The 18921-nt window shown below is 71.9% G+C and carries 18 protein-coding genes; 7 read left to right on the top strand and 11 right to left on the bottom strand.

The genetic code is table 11. The features are described 5' to 3' along the window. Positions 1-105: 105 nt before the first annotated feature. The 3 genes from OG245_RS13230 (at position 106) to OG245_RS13220 (ending at position 3942) form a co-directional block, all read left to right on the top strand. Positions 106-1890 carry a DEAD/DEAH box helicase gene (locus OG245_RS13230; protein WP_371623719.1) on the top strand — a complete coding sequence of 595 codons (1785 nt, stop codon included), beginning with the start codon at positions 106-108 and terminating at the stop codon, positions 1888-1890. Between the two features lie 483 nt (positions 1891-2373). After that, positions 2374-3018 carry an IclR family transcriptional regulator gene (locus OG245_RS13225; protein ID WP_018958460.1) on the top strand — a complete coding sequence of 215 codons (645 nt, stop codon included), beginning with the start codon at positions 2374-2376 and terminating at the stop codon, positions 3016-3018. 135 nt (positions 3019-3153) lie between these two features. Next, positions 3154-3942 (top strand): S16 family serine protease, encoded by a 789-nt coding sequence (locus tag OG245_RS13220; RefSeq protein WP_371623718.1) that lies wholly within the window; start codon positions 3154-3156, stop codon positions 3940-3942. Here the strand turns inward: OG245_RS13220 and OG245_RS13215 are convergent. The 8 genes from OG245_RS13215 to OG245_RS13180 form a co-directional block, all read right to left on the bottom strand. Then, positions 3902-5239 (bottom strand): MFS transporter, encoded by a 1338-nt coding sequence (locus OG245_RS13215; RefSeq protein ID WP_371623717.1) that lies wholly within the window; start codon positions 5237-5239, stop codon positions 3902-3904. The genes OG245_RS13220 and OG245_RS13215 overlap by 41 nt on opposite strands. Positions 5240-5272: 33 nt before the next feature. Beyond that, positions 5273-5473 (bottom strand): hypothetical protein, encoded by a 201-nt coding sequence (locus OG245_RS13210; protein ID WP_371623716.1) that lies wholly within the window; start codon positions 5471-5473, stop codon positions 5273-5275. A 43-nt stretch (positions 5474-5516) separates the two neighbouring features. Continuing rightward, the gene (locus OG245_RS13205; protein WP_371623715.1) at positions 5517-6131 is read right to left on the bottom strand and encodes an ArsR/SmtB family transcription factor; all 615 of its coding nucleotides are present in this window, start codon (positions 6129-6131) and stop codon (positions 5517-5519) included. 75 nt (positions 6132-6206) lie between these two features. Beyond that, positions 6207-7172: a glycine betaine ABC transporter substrate-binding protein gene (locus tag OG245_RS13200; RefSeq protein WP_371623714.1), complete on the bottom strand. Its 966-nt coding sequence runs from the start codon at positions 7170-7172 to the stop codon at positions 6207-6209. After that, on the bottom strand, positions 7169-8038 hold the full coding sequence (locus tag OG245_RS13195) for an ABC transporter permease (RefSeq protein WP_371623713.1): 870 nt from the start codon (positions 8036-8038) through the stop codon (positions 7169-7171). Before OG245_RS13195 ends, OG245_RS13200 begins: the two co-directional genes overlap by 4 nt. Then, positions 8035-9318, bottom strand: coding sequence for an ABC transporter ATP-binding protein (locus OG245_RS13190; RefSeq protein WP_371623712.1), 1284 nt, complete (start codon positions 9316-9318; stop codon positions 8035-8037). Before OG245_RS13190 ends, OG245_RS13195 begins: the two co-directional genes overlap by 4 nt. Continuing rightward, on the bottom strand, positions 9311-9958 hold the full coding sequence (locus tag OG245_RS13185; protein ID WP_371623711.1) for an ABC transporter permease: 648 nt from the start codon (positions 9956-9958) through the stop codon (positions 9311-9313). Before OG245_RS13185 ends, OG245_RS13190 begins: the two co-directional genes overlap by 8 nt. Positions 9959-9974: 16 nt before the next feature. Next, positions 9975-10472: an Lrp/AsnC family transcriptional regulator gene (locus OG245_RS13180; RefSeq protein ID WP_371623710.1), complete on the bottom strand. Its 498-nt coding sequence runs from the start codon at positions 10470-10472 to the stop codon at positions 9975-9977. 122 nt (positions 10473-10594) lie between these two features. On the opposite strand from OG245_RS13180, the gene hppD reads away from it, so the two are divergent. Beyond that, a complete protein-coding gene (gene hppD, locus OG245_RS13175) occupies positions 10595-11740 on the top strand; it encodes a 4-hydroxyphenylpyruvate dioxygenase (protein WP_371623709.1) in 1146 nt (381 codons plus the stop codon). A 100-nt stretch (positions 11741-11840) separates the two neighbouring features. Here hppD and OG245_RS13170 read toward each other — a convergent pair whose 3' ends face one another. Continuing rightward, positions 11841-13544, bottom strand: a complete 1704-nt coding sequence (locus OG245_RS13170) for a tetratricopeptide repeat protein (protein WP_371623708.1) — start codon at positions 13542-13544, stop codon at positions 11841-11843. A gap of 97 nt (positions 13545-13641) precedes the next feature. On the opposite strand from OG245_RS13170, the gene OG245_RS13165 reads away from it, so the two are divergent. After that, positions 13642-15009, top strand: coding sequence for an FAD-binding oxidoreductase (locus OG245_RS13165; protein ID WP_371623707.1), 1368 nt, complete (start codon positions 13642-13644; stop codon positions 15007-15009). A 25-nt stretch (positions 15010-15034) separates the two neighbouring features. On the opposite strand, the gene OG245_RS13160 is transcribed toward OG245_RS13165, so the two are convergent. After that, positions 15035-15517: an SsgA family sporulation/cell division regulator gene (locus OG245_RS13160; protein WP_371623706.1), complete on the bottom strand. Its 483-nt coding sequence runs from the start codon at positions 15515-15517 to the stop codon at positions 15035-15037. Between the two features lie 247 nt (positions 15518-15764). Between OG245_RS13160 and OG245_RS13155 the strand changes: the two genes are divergently transcribed. Both OG245_RS13155 and OG245_RS13150 read left to right on the top strand, forming a co-directional pair. Next, the gene (locus OG245_RS13155) at positions 15765-17357 is read left to right on the top strand and encodes an RDD family protein (RefSeq protein WP_371623705.1); all 1593 of its coding nucleotides are present in this window, start codon (positions 15765-15767) and stop codon (positions 17355-17357) included. Between the two features lie 164 nt (positions 17358-17521). Then, complete coding sequence (locus OG245_RS13150) at positions 17522-18187, top strand: RDD family protein (RefSeq protein WP_371623704.1); 666 nt, start codon at positions 17522-17524, stop codon at positions 18185-18187. Positions 18188-18216: 29 nt separating this feature from the next. Here the strand turns inward: OG245_RS13150 and OG245_RS13145 are convergent, their stop codons facing one another. Continuing rightward, positions 18217-18540, bottom strand: a complete 324-nt coding sequence (locus OG245_RS13145) for a hypothetical protein (RefSeq protein ID WP_371623703.1) — start codon at positions 18538-18540, stop codon at positions 18217-18219. Between the last annotated feature and the right edge of the window lie 381 nt (positions 18541-18921).

Here is an 18921-nt window from a genome sequence, read left to right as displayed (position 1 = left end):
GCCCCCGGTAGGGTGGCCCGGTTGTCGTATCGCGGGCCGGTCCGATCAGGGCCGGGCCCGGTGCGGACAGCGCCCCACGTACCCGAGAGCCCCGAACCGGAGACCGTGACTACTACCACCGCCTCCCACCACCTCTCACCCGCCTTTCCCGGCCGCGCCCCCTGGGGCACCGCCGGCAAGCTGCGAGCCTGGCAGCAGGGCGCCATGGAGAGGTACATCCAGGAGCAGCCGCGCGACTTCCTCGCCGTCGCGACGCCCGGCGCCGGCAAGACCACGTTCGCGCTGACCCTCGCGTCGTGGCTGCTGCACCACCATGTCGTGCAGCAGATCACCGTCGTCGCCCCGACCGAGCACCTCAAGAAGCAGTGGGCGGAGGCGGCCGCGCGGATAGGGATCAAGCTCGACCCCGACTACAGCGCGGGCCCGCTGAGCAAGGAGTACCACGGGGTCGCCGTGACGTACGCCGGTGTCGGCGTCCGCCCGATGCTGCACCGCAACCGCTGCGAGCAGCGCAAGACGCTCGTGATCCTCGACGAGATCCACCACGCCGGTGACTCGAAGTCCTGGGGCGAGGCCTGCCAGGAGGCGTTCGACCCGGCGACCCGACGGCTCGCGCTGACCGGCACGCCGTTCCGTTCGGACACCAACCCGATCCCGTTCGTCGCGTACGAGGAGGGCAACGACGGCATCCGCCGCTCCTCCGCCGACTACACCTACGGCTACGGCAACGCGCTCGCCGACGGCGTCGTCCGCCCGGTCATCTTCCTCAGCTACAGCGGCAACATGCGCTGGCGCACGAAGGCGGGCGACGAGATCGCCGCGCGGCTGGGCGAGCCGATGACCAAGGACGCCATCGGGCAGGCCTGGCGCACCGCGCTGGCCCCCACGGGCGACTGGATCCCCAACGTGCTCTCCGCCGCCGACAAGCGGCTCACCGAGGTCCGCAAGGGCATCCCCGACGCGGGCGGGCTCGTCATCGCGACGGACCAGGAGTCGGCGCGCGCGTACGCCAAGATCCTCAAGAAGGTCACCGGCGAGACGCCGACCGTGGTCCTCTCCGACGAGAAGGCCGCCTCCAAGAAGATCGACCAGTTCAGCGGGGACGAGTCGCGCTGGATGGTCGCGGTCCGCATGGTGTCCGAAGGCGTCGACGTGCCACGCCTCGCGGTCGGCGTGTACGCGACGACGATCTCCACGCCGCTCTTCTTCGCCCAGGCGGTGGGGCGCTTCGTGCGGTCCCGCCGGCGCGGCGAGACCGCGTCCGTCTTCGTGCCGACGATCCCGATGCTCCTCGACTTCGCCAACGAGATGGAGGTCGAGCGCGACCACGTGCTCGACAAGCCGAAGAAGGGCAGCGACGAGGAGAACCCGTTCTCCGAGGAGGACAAGCTCCTCGCCGACGCGGAGCGGCTGGAGGACGAGGAGACCGAGGAGCAACTGCCCTTCGAGGCGCTGGAGTCCGACGCGGTCTTCGACCGGGTGCTGTACGACGGCGCCGAGTTCGGCATGCAGGCCCACCCCGGCTCCGAGGAGGAACAGGACTACCTCGGCATCCCCGGGCTCCTCGAACCGGACCAGGTCCAGCTTCTCCTCCAGAAGCGGCAGAGCCGGCAGATCGCGCACAGCCGCCAGAAGCCGGCCGAGGACGCCGACCTCCTGGAGAAGCCCGCCGACGCCCGGCCCGTGGTCACCCACAAGCAGCTGCTGAGCCTGCGCAAGCAGCTCAACACGATGGTCTCCGCCTACACCCACCAGAGCGGCAAGCCGCACGGCGTGATCCACAACGAACTGCGCCGGGTCTGCGGCGGCCCGCCGAGCGCGGAGGCCACGGCGCACCAGATCCAGACGCGCATCGTGAAGGTCCAGGAGTGGGCGACGCGCATGACGTGATCGGGAGGACGGGAGAAGGGGAGGGCGGCACGCATACGGATACGCGTGCCGCCCTCCCCTCTTCCCGTCCTCGCCGGGAGCAGGGTGGGCAGGAGGGCGGGGCAGCAGGGCAGGGAATCGTGTACCAATCCTTCACGCACTGTTAACGCGGGTTCACCCCCGGCCGCGCCCTGTCGTGCGCCAGTCGTGACACGTGAACGCGCGTAGATGTTCGCTTTTCGGACGTAGTCCCGCTGACCGGCCCTTATGCGCGGGCCGTTCCGGGGCTCCGGGTCCGGAGACCGGATTCTGGACGAGGACTTCCGCTGAGCGGACTGGATCGCTACTGTCCCCGCCATATGAACGCCCCGTGGCAACGCCGCCGCGGAGCGCAGCCGGTGCCTTGCCAGGCCGGCGGCCTCTCCGTGCGTCGCCGCTGGGACCGGCGTCGCAACCCCGCCGGAGCAGGACCGTCGTCGCTCACCCCGAAGAGGAGAGGGCGTCGTGACAGCGGAGACCTCCCAGACGCTCGACCGAGGACTGCGCGTCCTCAAACTGCTCGCCGACACCGATCACGGCCTGACCGTCACGGAGTTGTCCAACAAGCTCGGTGTCAACCGGACCGTCGTCTACCGATTGCTCGCCACCCTGGAGCAGCACGCCCTGGTCCGCCGTGACCTGGGCGGCCGCGCCCGGGTCGGCCTCGGTGTGCTGCGGCTCGGCCGACAGGTGCACCCGCTCGTCCGGGAAGCCGCGCTGCCCGCGCTGCGTTCCCTGGCCGAGGACATAGGGGCCACCGCCCATCTCACGCTCGTCGACGGCAGCGACGCCCTCGCGGTCGCCGTCGTCGAGCCCACCTGGACCGACTACCACGTGGCCTACCGGGCCGGCTTCCGGCATCCGCTGGACCGGGGCGCGGCGGGCCGGGCCATCCTGTCCGCCCGGCAGACCACGGAGGCCGGACACCCCGGTTACACCCTCACCCACGGCGAACTCGAAGCCGGGGCCAGTGGGGCGGCCGCGCCCCTGGTCGGGGTCTCGGGCGTGGAGGGCAGCGTCGGTGTCGTCATGCTCGCCGACGCCGTACCGGAGCGGGTCGGGCCCCGCGTGCTCGACGCCGCCCGGGAGGTGGCCGACGCGCTGCGGTAGGCGCGTACCGGCCGGGGAGCACCCGGGCCCGCCCTCCCCTCGCCGGGACGCGGGGGGCGGCCGGGGCGGCTGGGGCTGCGGGGGCGGCGTACGCCTGGAGCGTTCCGGGCGCAGGGCGGCGGTTAGATTGGGTGCGTGCTCACTCGTCTCACGCGCCCCCGCGTCCTCGCCCTCTGCGCGCTGCCCGTCCTCGCCCTCTTCGGTACGGCGGCCTTCGCACCGCTGCCGTTCACCCTGGCCCGGCCCGGGCTGACCGCGGACGTGCTCGGCGAGGACGACGGGCGGCCGGTGATCACCATCACCGGCGCCGAGACCCGGCCCACCGACGGGCAGCTGAGGATGACGACGATCCTCGCCACCGGGCCGAAGGCGGACGTCCGCATCGGCGAGGTGGTCGACGGCTGGTTCCGGACCGACCGGGCGGTCATGCCGCGCGACTCCGTCTACCCCACCGGCGGCTCCGAGAAGGAGATCGAGAAGCACAACCTCGACGACATGAGGCAGTCGCAGAACGTCGCCGTCGACGCGGCCCTCGACTACCTGGACCGCGAGCCCGGTTCGATGCGCGTCGAGGTGGACCTCGGCGACGTCGGCGGACCGAGCGCCGGCCTCTTCCTCTCCCTCGGCATCATCGACAAGCTCGACGGCGACGGCTCCGGCGGCGACCTCACCGGCGGCCGCACCATCGCCGGTACGGGGACGATCGACGCGGCCGGCAAGGTCGGCGCGGTCGGCGGTGTGTCGATGAAGGCCCAGGGCGCCCACCGCGACGGGGCGAGCGTCTTCCTCGTGCCGAAGGCCGAGTGCGCACAGGCGGAGGCCGAGGCGCCCGACGGGCTGCGGATCGTGCCCGTCTCCACGCTGAAGGACGCGGTCGCCTCGCTCAGGGCCCTGGAGTCGGGCGGGAAGGTGCCGGGCTGCTGACCTGCGCCGACGGCACGGACTCTACGGGTGGCGACAGCTGTACGGGTGGTGCCGGCCGTACGGGCTCCGCCCCCGGCACGTCGTCCAGCGTCCGCCAGGACGGGAACACCAGCGGGCTCAGCGTGGCCAGGAAGTAGACCCCGCCCAGCGCCAGCAGCGCCCCCGTCGCGCCCACGCCCTCCACCAGCAGCCCGGCCGCGAGCCCGCCCAGCGGCATGGCGAACTCGCAGCCCGCCGTCAGCGCCCCCGACACCCGGCTGCGCAGCCGGTCCGGCACCTGCTCGTAGACGACCGTCGTCAGGATCGGGTTCAGCACGCCGCCCGCGATCCCGCCCAGCAGCATGGTGACCGCGAGCGGCAGCGTCGTCCCGGTCACCGCGGCGACCAGGAACCTCGGCGCACCGCACAGGATCACGCACACCGTGAACACCGTCCGCCGCGAGAACCGGTGCCCCACCGCCCCGTACAGCAGGGCCCCCACCAGCCCGCCCGCCCCGAACATCGCGGTGAGCAGTCCGATGGCGGTCGCGCCGCCCAGCTCGGCCTCGGCGTGCACGGGGAGCAGGACGGCGTACCAGCCCTGGTCGGTGCCGTTCATGAACATCACCATGACCACGATGGCCAGCAGCAGCCGGTTGCCCAGCAAGTGGGTGTATCCCTCGCGGAGTTCGGAGCCGTAGACGCGCAGCGAGACCGGGGCCTCGGCCTTCCGCGGCTCGGCCGCGCGGATGCCCCGCACTCCTGCGGCGATCAGCAGCGCCGACAGGGCGAAGGTCGCCGCGTCCAGCAGCAGGGCCGTCTCCGCGCCGGCGAAGGCGATGAGGACGCCGGCCAGCGCCGCGCCCACCATCCGGGCCCCGCGCGAGACCGCGTCGAAGAGGCTGGCGGCCCGGGGGAGCGTGGTGCCGGCGTGTTCGGCCAGATCCGGGATCAGGACGTAGCGCGCGGTGTTGCCCGGGGTGTGGGCGAACCCGTTGACCGCCATCAGCACGCACAGCATCCAGAAGTCGAGGACACCGGCGAAGTGCAGCAGCGGGATCGCGGCGATGGCCGACGCGCACACGGCGTCGGAGGCGATGGCGACCCGGCGGCGGCCGATCCGGTCGATGACCGGTCCGCCGATCAGGGCGGCGACGACGATCGGCAGGGTGGCGCAGAAGGCGACGAACCCGGCCCGGCCCGCGCTGCCGGTGGTCTCCAGGACGAACCAGGGGACGCCGATCAGGGTCAGTGAAGTGCCCGCTGTGGATACGGAGTTCGCCGCGAGCGTGGCGGCGAGCGGGGTGCGGTTCCCCATGGTGCTGTCTCCCCCGAGATGGTCGTTGGGCTCTTATGCGGTACGGACGGTGCCGGTGCGGGGCGCGCGGGTCGCCGACCTGTCCTGGCTCTGTGCCAGCCGGAGGCCGACCTCGACCAGGGTCCAGCCGACCCGGGTGCGCAGGCTGGTGCGGGGGAGGCGGAACGCCGTCGCCTCGCGCTGGAGTTCGGACGCGCGGGCGGTGTGCAGGACGTGGTGCACGTCGGCGTGCATCAGGCGATTCCCTTCGTATGGCGGGCTGTTGGCTTCTCGGTGCTCACTCGGAACGGCGCGGGAAGGTGTGCAGGTGGGTCCGGACGACGGCCGATCCCTCGGCGTCGTCGGGGACGCGGCCCCGGTAGCTCTCCACGAGCTCCTGGGCCTTTTGGGCCAGCTCCAGCGCCAGCTCGGGGGTGAGGCGGATCGTGAAGTCGCTCATGTCCCAGCTGCGTTGCCACTCCTGCGGCCAGTCGTCCATCGTGCCCAGCCAGGTGTTCAGCTCCGCGGCGTGGCCGGTGGCCGTCTCGTGGAGGACGAAGTCGATGGCGCCGCGCACCTCGGGGTCGGAGTGCGTCCGGAACTCGGCACTCTCGACGGTCGAGCCGTCGTGGGCCGCCCGCCACCAGCGTTCGCGGCCCTTGCCCAGCTCCGGGGCGTCCTCGACCATGCCGGACTCGGCGAGCTGGCGCAGGTGATAGCTGGTCGCGCCGCTCGACTCGCCCAGCCGATCGCCGAGCTTGGAGGCGGTGGCGGGGCCGGACTCGCGCAGCGCCTTCAGCAGCCGCATCCGGAGGGGGTGTGCGATGGCCCGCAAGGTGCGGGCGTCGACCTGGTGGATCTTCCGGTCGGTGCCGTCGTAGCGGTAGGGGCGGGCGTCCTCGTTCTCTGCCATGGCTCGAAGGTAGCGATGCAAAGAAACCTTTGCAAGACTTTTTTGCAAGGATTCTTTGCAACGGTTCTTTGCACCTCACTCCTCCTCGATGAACCCCTCCGCCACCAGCCAGTCCTTCGCCACCTCGTGCGGGTCCTCGCCCTCCACGTCCACCTTGGCGTTCAGCGTCTGCGCGACCTCCGTCGTCAGCTTCCTCGCGAGGGGGTCCAGCAGCTCCGCGATCACCGGGTACTTCTCGAAGGTCGCCTCGTGGATGACGGGGGAGGCGTTGTAGTTGGGGAAGAAGTTCTTGTCGTCCTCCAGGACGTCCAGGTCCATCGCCTTGATCCGTCCGTCGGTGGTGAACACCTCGCCCAGCAGGCAGGAGTCGGACCCGGAGACCTGGGTGTAGATGATCCCGGCGTCCATCTTCCGGATGTTGCCCGCCGGGATCCTCATCCCGTACTTCTTCTCCATGCCGGGCAGCCCGTCGTCGCGGGAGGCGAACTCGTTCTCCACGCAGATCGTCACCGCGCCCGGGTCCTTCTTGGCGAGAGCCGCGACGTCCGAGAGGGTCTTCAGCCTGTACTTGGCGTTGTTCTTCTTGCTGATGGCCAGCGCGTACGTGTTGTCGAGCGGGGCCGGCGGCAGCCAGACCACCCCGTTGCCCTTGTCCTCGTCCCGCACCGCCTCGTACTGCTTCCTCGGGTCGACGATGGGGTCGGCGTGGCCGAGGAAGGTGATCCACCCGGTGCCGGTGTAGTCCCACTGCGCGTCGGCGTCGCCGTTGATGATGGCCTCGCGCGCGCTGATCGAACCCGGCAGGTTCGTCCGGTCCAGGACCTCCGCCCCGGCCGCCTTGAACACCAGGCCGGTCATCTGGCCCAGGATGATGTTCTCGCTGAAGTTCTTCGACGTCACCGTCAGCGTCGCGCCCCTGAGCGGCTCGCCCTGCCCGACCGACCCCGGCGACACCTCGTCCACCATCGGCGAACCGCTCTTGAGCCCGCAGCCGCTCACCAGCAGCACCGGCACCACCACCAGCAGCAGTCTCCTCCTCATCGCTCCTCCAGCCCGCGCGGCGTCAGCGCCAGCTCGGCCAGCGACGCCAGCCAGTCCACCAGCAGGGCCAGCACCACCGTCAGCACCGAGCCGATGATCAGCACCGGCATCCGCTGCGTCTGGATGCCCGAGGTGATCAGGTCGCCGAGCCCGCCGCCCCCGCCGAACGTCGCCAGCGTCGCCGTACCGACGTTCAGGACGAGTGCCGTACGCACCCCGGCCAGGATCAGCGGCACCGCGAGCGGCAGCTCCACCTTCATCAGGACGCCCCGGCCGGACATCCCCATCCCGCGCGCCGCCTCGATCATGTTCGGCTCGATCGCCCGCAGGCCCGCCACCGTGTTGGAGAGCACCGGCAGCACCGCGTAGATCACGATCCCGATGATCGCGGTCCGCGGGCCGATGCCCAGCCAGATCACCAGCAGCGCCAGCAGACCGATCGCGGGCGTCGCCTGCCCGATGTTGGCCAGCGCGGTGAACGCCGGGGCCGCCTTCCGCAGCCGCCGCCGGGTCAGGGCGATGCCCAGCGGGATCGCGATGATCAGCACCCAGAACGTGGAGATCGCCGTCAGCCGCACGTGCTGCCACCAGCGCAGCTGCACATTGCCGCCGGTCAGGGAGTTCTCCGCGATCGAGTCCAGGTGGATGTTGGTGATCCAGACGTAGGTGACGACCACGATGACCACCAGCACCACCGGCAGGATCACCAGCTTCCGCCAGGTGAACCGGCGCTCCGGCGCGCCCGGGGCGGGGGAGGGGTCGCTCTCCTCGTCGTGGAACGCGTGGCCCTTGACGTCGTGCTCGCCCGGCGGCCGGGTGGGGGCGGCCGGGCCCTTGCCGGAGCCGGACCGATGGCTGGGGCTCATACTCCGCCGCCACCCCCCTCCAGCTCCTGCTCCGTCCGGTGGACCCGCAGCTCCTCCAGCTCGTGCTGGTGCTCCATCGCCGTCAGCCGGTCGGCCTCCAGCAGCTCCTGCACGTTGTCCATCAGCGTCTTCATGTCGACGACCCCGATGAACTCCCCGCGCCGCCCGGTCACCGCGACCCGGCCCCCGCTGTCGGTGAGGACCGCCTCCAGCGCGTCGTGCAGCGTGGCGTCCCGGGTCACCGTGTCGTGCACCAACTGCCCGGCCCGCGCCAGCGAACCGCGCGCCCGCATCAGGTCTCCGCGCCGCAGCCACTTGTACGGGCGGTTGCGGCGGTCCAGCATCAGCAGCTCGTTGTGCGGGCCGCTGCGCAGCTTGTTGAAGATCGACTGGAGCGGGTCCTCGACCGTCACCGTCGGGAAGTCCGCGATGCCCACATCCCGTACGCGGGTCAGATTCAGCCGCTTCAGGGCCGCGCCCGCGCCGACGAAGCCCGAGACGAAGTCGTCCGTCGGGTTGGTGAGGATCGCCTCGGGGGTGTCGAACTGCGCGATGTGCGAGCGCTCCCGCAGCACCGCGATCCGGTCGCCGAGCTTGATCGCCTCGTCGAAGTCGTGGGTCACGAACACGATGGTCTTGTGCAGCTCGTGCTGGAGCCGGATCAGCTCGTCCTGGAGGTGGTCGCGGGTGATCGGGTCGACCGCCCCGAACGGTTCGTCCATCAGCAGGACGGGAGGGTCGGCGGCCAGCGCCCGCGCCACGCCCACCCGCTGCTGCTGCCCGCCGGAGAGCTGGCGCGGATAGCGGCCGTGGAACTCGCGCGGGTCCAGGCCCACCAGGTCGAGCATCTCCTCCACGCGGTCCTTCACCCGGGACTTGGACCAGCCGACCATCTTCGGGACCAGGGCGATGTTGTCCGCGACCGTCATGTGCGGGAAGAGGCCGGAGGACTGGATGGCGTAGCCGATCTTGCGGCGCAGCTTCACCGGGTCGATGTCGGTGACGTCCTCGTCGTCGATCCGGATCCGGCCCGACGTCGGCTCGATCAGCCGGTTGATCATCTTCAGGGTGGTGGACTTCCCGCAGCCGGACGGCCCGACGAAGACCACCGTCTCGCCCGCCCTGATCTCCATCGAGACGTTCTCGACGGCCGGGTTCGGGGTGCCCGGGTAGCTCTTGGTGAGGTTCTCCAGCTGGATGGTGGCCCCGGAGGTGGCGGTGGCCTCGCCCGTGGCGCCCGCCCCGGTGTCGGTCCCGGTGTCGGTCTCGGTCTCAGGCACGGATCCCCCTCGGGATGGTCAGCCGTCCCAGCAGGACGTACGCGGCGTCGAAGAGCAGGGCCAGGACGACGATGCCGAGCGTGCCCGCGAGGACCTGGTTGATCGCGTTGGCGCTGCCCAGCGAGGCGATGCCCCGGAAGATCTCGTTGCCGAGGCCGGGCCCGGAGGCGTACGCGGCGATGGCGGCGATGCCCATCAGCATCTGGGTGGAGACCCGGATCCCGGTCAGGATCGGCGGCCAGGCGAGCGGCAGTTCCACCCGGCACAGCCGGGCCGGCCGCGACATCCCGATGCCCGTCGCCGCGTCGACCAGCGACGGATCGACCCCCCGCAGCCCCACGATGGAGTTCCGGACGATCGGCAGCAGCCCGTACAGCGTCAGGGTGATCACGGTCGGCGCGACGCCGAGGCCGACCAGCGGGATCAGCAGACCGATCGCGGCGAGCGAGGGGATGGTGAGGATCGTGGCGGTGGAGGTGATGGCGAGCGAGCCGCCCCAGCCGCTGCGGTAGCTCACCACCCCGATGAACACGCCCAGCACGGTGGCGATGACCATGCACTGGAAGACCGCGCTGACGTGCTGGAACGCATCCGTGAGGAGCTGCTGGTGGCGGGTGCTCAGATACTCCCAGAAGCTCACACGGCACTCCTTCGGATCAATGGCGCCCCGAGGCCTCGGGGCGGTCGGTGTCCTCGGCCGCCTGTTCCACCAGCGGGATGATCCGCAGCGGAACCGGGTTCTCCATGACGATCGCCGTGGAGGCCCGGACAATGCCATCAAATCCGACAACCCGGTCGATCACCCGCTGGAGATCGGCGTTGGAACGGGCGACCAGACGGCAGAACATGTCGCCGTGCCCGGTGGTGGTGTGCAGCTCCAGCACTTCCGGTACGCCGCCCAAGTGGGCCCGTACGTCGGCCCCTTGGCCCTGCTTGATCTCCAGCGTGGCGAACGCGGTGACCGGATAGCCGAGCGCCGCCGGATCCACGTCGGGGCCGAACCCCCGGATGACGCCGTTCGACTGAAGGCGGTCCAGCCGCGCCTGCACGGTCCCGCGCGCCACCCCGAGCCGCCGGGATGCTTCGAGGACGCCGATCCGCGGTTCGCGTGCCAGGAGCACGATGAGCCGCCCGTCCAGATGATCGATCGCCATGAGGCCGCCTTCTGTGGTCACCCTGTACAGATAGTCCGGCCATCATGGCGATTCACTGGGCACATTGACCAGCTGATGTGCGAACTATTGCGCACCTTGCGATGTGGGGAGAGCCTTCGAACATGACTGAGACTCTGCACACCAGCCCCGAAACCGCCCGGCAGGCCGACCCCTTCCCGGTCAAGGGAATGGACGCGGTCGTCTTCGCCGTGGGCAACGCCAAGCAGGCCGCGCACTACTACTCGACCGCCTTCGGCATGAAGCTGGTCGCCTACTCCGGACCGGAGAACGGCACCCGCGAGACCGCGAGTTACGTCCTGACCAACGGCGCCGCCCGCTTCGTGTTCACCTCCGTGATCAAGCCGTCCACCGAGTGGGGCACCTTCCTCGCCGACCACGTCGCCGAGCACGGCGACGGCGTCATCGACCTCGCGATCGAGGTCCCGGACGCCCGCGCCGCGTACGCGTACGCCGTCGAGCACGGCGCCCGCGGCCTCACCGAGCCGCACGAGGTCAAGGACGAGCACGGCACCGTCGTCCTCGCCGCCATCGCCACGTACGGCAAGACCCGTCACACCCTGGTCGAGCGCACCGGCTACGAGGGCCCCTACCTCCCCGGCTTCGCGGCGGCCTCGCCGATGGTCGAGCCGCCCGCCAAGCGCACCTTCCAGGCGATCGACCACTGCGTCGGCAACGTCGAGCTCGGCCGGATGAACGAGTGGGTCGGCTTCTACAACCAGGTCATGGGCTTCACCAACATGAAGGAGTTCGTGGGCGACGACATCGCCACCGAGTACTCCGCCCTGATGTCGAAGGTCGTCGCCGACGGCACGCTCAAGGTCAAGTTCCCGATCAACGAGCCGGCCATCGCGAAGAAGAAGTCGCAGATCGACGAGTACCTGGAGTTCTACGGCGGCGCGGGCGTCCAGCACATCGCGCTCGCCACGAACGACATCGTCGCCTCGGTCCGCGCGATGCGCGCCGCCGGCGTCCAGTTCCTGGACACGCCGGACTCGTACTACGACACCCTCGGCGAGTGGGCCGGCGAGACCCGGGTGCCGGTCGAGACCCTGCGCGAGCTGAAGATCCTCGTCGACCGCGACGAGGACGGCTACCTGCTGCAGATCTTCACCAAGCCGGTCCAGGACCGGCCGACCGTCTTCTTCGAGATGATCGAGCGCCACGGCTCCATGGGCTTCGGCAAGGGCAACTTCAAGGCCCTGTTCGAGGCGATCGAGCGCGAGCAGGAGAAGCGCGGCAACCTCTGACCCGCGTCTCCCACACGGAACGCCGCCGCGGCCCGGGGCAGTACCCCGGACCGCGGCGGCCCACGTCGTTCACGGCTCCCGTCAGGGGCGTTCGACGCCGTCAGGCGCTCTTCGACGCCCCGGCCGTCTCCGGCTTCTCGGCCGTCTTGCCGCCAGGCGCCGCTTCCGACGGGGCCGGGGACTTCGACGGGGCCGCAGCCGACGCCGAAGGGGCCGAAGTCCCGGGCTTCGTCTCCCGTTTCGTCTCCGGCTCCGGCTCCGGTGCGGGCGGCGCCGGGGGCGGGGGCGGGGGCATGTCACCCGGTCCGCCCGCCGGCGGCTCGCCCAGCGCCTCCAGCGCCTCCTCGGCCAGCGGCGCCGCGAGCGGGGAGAAGGCCGGGTTCGTGCGCACGGCCTGCTCCAGACTGCGGCGCGCCGGACCGTAGTCCTCCAGCTCCCGCTGGATCACCCCCAGGTGGTACGCGTACGAGGCGTTCCGCACGCCCGTGTCCGCGGCCCGCCGCGCGTACTCCAGGCCCTCCTCCGACTCGCCCGCCCGGTGCAGCGCCCAGCCCAGCGCGTCCGCCACCGCCGCGCTGCGGTGCTGCTTCGCCCACTGGCCGCGCAACAGCTCCACCGCCGTGTCCGGGTCCCCGTGGTCGGCCTCGAAGCGGGCCAGCACCAGGGACTCGTCGACCCCCGCCTTCTCCGCCCCGGCCACCATCTCCCGCAGCGCGGTGTACTGGGTGCGGGCGTCCCCGTCCAGCCCCAGCGACTCGTACAGCTCGCCCAGCTCCAGGGCGTACTCCGGGCGCGGGAGCTTCTCCAGCGCGCTCTGGTACGCGGACAGCGCCTCGTCGGTCCGTTCCAGCGCCACCAGGGCCCGGGCCCGGCCCGCCAGCGAGGTGTGGTGACCGGCGTCCGTGCGCAGCGCCGCGTCGAACTGCGCCACCGCCTCCTCCGGTTCGCCCCGCTCCCACGCCAGCTCGCCCAGCCGGTGCAGCGCATCGGCCTTCTCGGCGGGCTGCGTCGCCCGGTCCGCCGCCTCCCGGGCGGTGGCCAGCGCGTCCTCGCGCCACCCCTGGCCCCGGTACAGCTCGGCGGTGCGGGCCAGCGCGGGGACGCCCTTGCGCAGTTCGCCGAACCTCTCCGTCGCCGCGGTCGCCGCCTTCTGGTCGCCGAGCCCGGTGTACGCGTCGATGAGGACCGGATACACGCTCCAGGTCTTCGGCTGCTGCTTCCTCACGGTCTCGCCCCACCGCTTCGCCGCGAGGAAGTCGTGCCGGGCGTTGGCCAGGGCCGCCAGGCCCACCCACGCCTCCCCGTTCCCGCGCTCGCCCGGCCGCGCCTCCAGCGAACGCTTCAGGGTCTCCTCGGCGCGGGCGTAGTACGTCGCGTCCGCCGAACGCCGCGCCCACTCCACGTACGCCGTACCGAGCGTCGCCAGGGACGGGGCGTCCTCCGGGTGGGCCTCCACCCACTTCTGCCGGTCCCCGATCAGCGCGGTGAGGTCCGAGAGCGAGGCAGGGGAGCCCGCGGTCGTCGCCGCCTCGGCCCGCTCGACCGGCCCCGGCTCCTTCGGCCCGCCGCCCTCCCCGTCCTCCACCGCCACCAGCGCCCCGGCCAGCAGCACCCCGGCGGCGACCGCGCCGAACGCGGCCCTGCGCAGCGTCGTCCGCAGGGTGGGAGGCGGCGGGGGTACGGCGGTGGCGCCTTCGGCCGGCATCACGTAAGGGTCCTGCGGGTCCTGCCGGTCCTGCGGGTCCTGCGGGCACGGCTCGGGCGGCTGGCGGGACTCCGGATCCTGCTGCGGCATGACATCCATGGCCATCACTGTGCGTCAGTCATACGAGCACACCGCGCCTTGGGATCGCCGCCGCCTACGGGTTCACACCATTGGCCCCGGGTGTCACGCTTGGATCATGAGCGATCTCCTCGAACGGCTGCGCGCGGGACTGCCTCCCGAGGCGCTGATCACCGATCCGGACGTCACCGCGGCCTACGCCCACGACATGGCGAGCTTCTGCGAGGCCGGCACCCCGGCCGTCGTCGTGCTCCCGCGCACGGTCGAGCAGGTCCAGCACGTCATGCGCACCGCCACCGCGCTGCGCGTCCCGGTCGTCCCGCAGGGCGCCCGTACCGGTCTGTCCGGCGCGGCCAACGCCTCGGACGGCTGCGTCGTGCTGTCCCTGGTGAAGATGGACCGGATCCTGGAGATCAGCCCGGTCGACCGGATCGCCGTCGTCGAACCGGGCGTCGTCAACGCGGTGCTGTCACGCGCGGTGAACGAACACGGCCTGTACTACCCGCCGGACCCCTCCAGCTGGGAGACGTGCACCATCGGCGGAAACATCGGCACCGCGTCCGGCGGCCTGTGCTGCGTGAAGTACGGGGTCACCGCCGAGTACGTCCTCGGTCTGGACGTCGTCCTCGCCGACGGACGGCTCCTGACCACCGGCCGCCGCACCGCCAAGGGCGTCGCCGGATACGACCTGACCCGGCTCTTCGTCGGCTCCGAGGGCAGCCTCGGCATCGTCGTCAAGGCCGTCCTCGCGCTCAAACCGCAGCCGCCCCAGCAGCTCGTCCTCGCCGCCGAGTTCCCCTCGGTGGCCGCCGCCTGTGACGCTGTGTGCCGGATCATGGAGCGTGGTCACACCCCGTCACTCCTCGAACTGATGGACCGTACGGCCGTGCGTGCGGTCAACGCGATGGCCTCCATGGGCCTGCCCGAGACCACCGAGGCCCTGCTGCTCTGCGCCTTCGACACCCCCGACCCGCAGGCCGACCTCGCCGCCGTCGGAGCGCTCTGCACGGCGGCGGGAGCCACCGAGGTGGTCCCGGCGGACAGTCCGGCCGAGTCCGAACTCCTCCTCCAGGCCCGCCGGCTGGCGCTCACCGCCCTGGAGGCCGTCAAGTCCGCCACGATGATCGACGACGTCTGCGTACCGCGCTCCCGACTCGGCGAGCTGCTCGCGGGCACGGCCGCCATCGCCGAGGAGTACGACCTCACCATCGGCGTCTGCGCCCACGCGGGCGACGGCAACACCCATCCCACCGTCTGCTTCGACCACACCGACCCCGACGAGTCCCGCCGGGCCCGCGCGTCCTTCGACGCGATCATGGCCCTCGGCCTCGAACTGGGCGGGACCATCACCGGCGAACACGGCGTCGGCGTCCTCAAGAAGGAGTGGCTCGCCCGCGAACTGGGCGAGACCGGCATCGAACTCCAGCGCTCCATCAAGGCGGCCTTCGACCCGCTCGGCCTCCTCAACCCCGGCAAGCTCTTCTGACGGCGGCGCTCCTGCCCGGCCGCCCTCACGCCTCGCCGTCCTGGGACGGCGCGTCGTCCGACGCCCACGGGTCGCTCAGCCAGAGGTCGTCGGCCGGCAGCGGGGCCAGCAGCTCCGCCAGCGCCTCGTCGAGGCCGAGCCGGTCGCCCTCCGAACCGGGCGGCACCACCCGCAGGGTCCGCTCCACCCAGGCGGCCACGGCGGCCGAGTTCACTTCGAGCAGGGCGTCGCCGTCGGGCGAGGTGAGGGCCACACAGATGACGCTGCTGCCCGCGACCTTCGTCGGCCAGATCCGCACGTCCCCGTGCCCGCACGGCCGGAACACGCCCTCCACCAGCAGCTCCCGGGCGAACGTCCAGTGCACGGGCGACTCGGAGCCGATGTGGAAGGCGATGTGCACGGCGTACGGGTCGTCCGTGCGATACGTCAGCCGGGCGGGTACCGGAATGGACCGCTCGGGGGACAGGACCAGCTTCAGCTCCAGCTCACGTTCCACGATGCTCATCATGAGAATGCACAACCTTCCGGTGCTCGTGGGCCGGCCCCGTGACCGTCCCGCACAAGGAGAGAGCGCCCTCCTCGCCACCTATTACGCGACTTCTCAAAAAAACTTCACGCGGCCCCGAAAGTGGTCCCAAACAGGTGGACCGGCCCGGGGGCGTGCGGCTGTCTGATAGATGTGGACCCTTGTATTGAGGCCGTCCGCCCGCCCGGCGGGGACGGCCTGAGGCCTCGAAGAGATACGGGACCCGCTGATGAGCGCGCCAACTCCGGCACCCGGTGACGAAAGCCCCCGCGAGGGCTACTACCCCGACCCCTCCATCCCCGGTTACGTCCGGTACTGGAACGGCGCGTCCTGGGTCCCCGGCACGAGCCGCCCCGCGCCCCGGCAGGCGGGTCCGGCCGCCGCCCCCGCCGCAGGTGCGCAGGCCGCGCCGGTGGAGGAGACCGGGCCGATCTTCTTCGACGAGGAGGAGGACCACCGGGACGGCCGGCAGGACGGCCACCAGGACTCCCCGGCCGGATCCGGCGAACCCGTCGCGGACCACGGGGACGCCGCGTCCGTCTGGCAGGCGGACACCGCCCGCCAGAACGGTTTCGGCGGCGACCGGGACCGCCGGGTCGACTGGGGCGGGCCGGCGCAGGATCCGGCCGCCCGGCCGTCGGCGCAGGCCGACCCGAGGGCGCCGCTGGCCCAGGACCCGGCCGGCGGCGTGCTGCCGGGGGCGCGGGACGGCGACGGCCGCTCCGCCGAGGAGGCCGGGGAGCGTCCGCCGACCGAAGGGACGGTCACGATCCGCGCGGTGGGACCGCGCCGCCGCGGGCCCGACTCCGTACAGCCCGACGCCGCACAGCCCGCCCCGGCGCCGTCGAACGCCGGTACGCAGCAGGGTCCGCAGAACGTGGACGCGGCCCGGAACAGCCTCGCGCCGGCTCCGGCGCGCCGGGCCCTGCCGGCGCAGGCACAGCACGCACCGGTACAGCCGCAGCAGGTGCAGCAGGCACCGCCGCCCACTCCCGCACCTGCCTCCCCGGTCCTGGCTCCCGCTCCCGCCCCCGTACCGCAGGAAGTGCGGCAGGGGCCGGTCCAGGTTCCCGCGCCCGCCCCCGCTCCGGCGCCCTCTCCCGCACCCGTGCACCAGGCGGCCCCGCACACGCCGCTGACGCCGGGTCCGGGCGGCGGCTCGGCCTCCTGGGCGCAGCAGGCCCACCAACTGGCCCAGCCCGAGCCGCAACAGCAGCGGCAACCGCACCAGCGGCAACCGCATCAGCTCCAGCACCAGGGGCCGGGCGCGGACCAGCCCGTCGTGCCCTGGAAGCCGCCGGTCGACGATCCCTTCCAGCAACTCGCCCGCAACCAGGCCTCGGCCCGGCCGGCGGGGCTCGGCAAGCGGTTCGCCGCCCGGCTGGTCGACAGTCTCGTGCTCGGTGCGGTCGTCGGGGCGGCGGCCGTCCCGCTGGCGACCCGGGCGCTCGACCACATCGACCGGAAGATCACCGCGGCGAAGGAGACGGGGGAGACGGTCACCGTCTGGCTGCTGGACTCCACCACCGGGGCGCTGCTGGGGGCTCTGCTCGCCGCGTTCCTCCTCATCGGCTTCCTCCTGGAGGCGCTGCCGACGGCCAAGTGGGGCCGGACGCTGGGCAAGAAGCTCTGCGGGCTCGACGTACGGGACATCGAGTCCCACGACGCGCCCACCCTGGGCGCGGCCCTGCGCCGCTGGCTCGTCTACGGCGTGCTGGGGCTGCTCGTCATCGGCGTGGTCAACGTCCTCTGGTGCCTGATCGACAAGCCCTGGCGCCAGTGCTGGCACGACAAGGCGGCCCGCACCTTCGTGGCGGGCTGAGCGGGCTGAGCGGGCCGAGGGCTGGGCGGGCCGGGCGGCCGGACCCGGGAGGACGCGTGGCCGGGCGCGGAGCGAGGGGCCGGTCTAGACTCGTTTGCCACTCCGTGTCCCCCGAACGCACCTGAGCCGTTGCGGGCCCCGGTGACGCGGGATGCACTGCCCCCATGAGCAACGACCAGCCGACGCCCGGCCAGCCGCCCGAGGACGACGATCCGTTCCTCAAGAAGCCGCAGGAGCCCTCGCCGCCGTCCGAGGGTCAGCCCTACGGCAGTGCGCCGCCCCCGCCGCCCCCGCCCCCGCCGAACGATCCGTACGGCAGCGGCGGCGGCTTCGGGGCGCCCGATCCACTGGCCGGGATGCCGCCGCTCGCCGAGCCGGGCAAGCGCATCCTGGCGCGGCTCATCGACTTCCTCGTCATCTCGATCCCGCTGTACCTGATCTCGCTGCCCTGGGGCGGCGCGGTCGACGTCAACGGGGACGGCGACGACGGTTTCGGCGACGCGGTCGCCAACGGGTACAGCGGGCACCAGCTGCTGTGGTCGATCATCGGCCTGGTGGTCTACGTCGCCTACGACACGTACTTCACCCACAAGGACGGCCGCACGCTGGGCAAGCGGCTGCTGAAGCTGCGCGTCGCGATGCTCAACGACGGGCGTGTGCCCGACACCGGGGCCGCGCTGATGCGGGCCGTCGTGCTGTGGGCCCCGGCGCTGCTGTGCTGCCCGTGCCTGTGGTGGCTGATCAACATCGTGCTGATGTTCACCGACAAGCCCTACCGGCAGGGGTTGCAGGACAAGGCGGCCAAGACGGTCGTGGTGGCGGCCCGCTAGCGGGCGGTCGCCCTCCGGCCGCCGCCCGCTCAGCGGCGCAGCGAGTGCTTGTCCGCCGGTGCCCGCGCCGGCGAACGGCCCGCAGCGACCCGCTCCCGGGTTCCCACGCCCTCCAGGGCGTGGCGGGTCCGGGCGGCGGCGTCGGCGGTCGCCGCCCGCCCGGACCCCTCCGCTCCACGGTGGCGGGGGAGCGGCAGGCGTACGGCGACGAGGAGGCCGAGGGCCAGCGCGGTCGTGCCGACGGCGGCGATGCCGATGCCGGACTCCGTGCGGAACAGCAGCAGCAGGGCGAGCGTCGTGACGACGACGGTGGCCGAACCGTAGGCGAACTGTGCGGCAGTCGGACGCGGCATGGCGGTTTCCGTCCTCGGGACGTCGGATGGGCGGGCGGCGTTCGGCGCGATCGTGCGTGCCGAACGACCCTACGACGGTGAATGCCCGACCCGGACCGGTAGTAAGCGTGACCTAACGCACGGTACCGGTGCACAGGGGGCGCACGGAGTCACGCCTCTCACCAACCGGACGGCGGGACGCGCCCGTTGGGAGGTGGCGAACGGCCTGGTCCGGGCTTCCGGTGTTCCTTTGCCGTTCCCATGCCCTCCCCATACCGTCCGCATACCGGAAGGGCGCTCCGCATAGTGCAGTTGGTCTGTTCAAGTCAAGGTCTGTCTTTTCTCTCGTAACTCCGATCGAATGTCGTCACTTGTGACGCGTTTACGCGCGCGGCCCGTTTT

This window comes from Streptomyces sp. NBC_01116 (genome assembly GCF_041435495.1).
Taxonomy (GTDB): Bacteria; Actinomycetota; Actinomycetes; order Streptomycetales; family Streptomycetaceae; genus Streptomyces.
The sequence above is the reverse complement of the archived record's forward strand: the minus strand, read 5'-3'. Positions and strand labels throughout refer to the sequence as shown.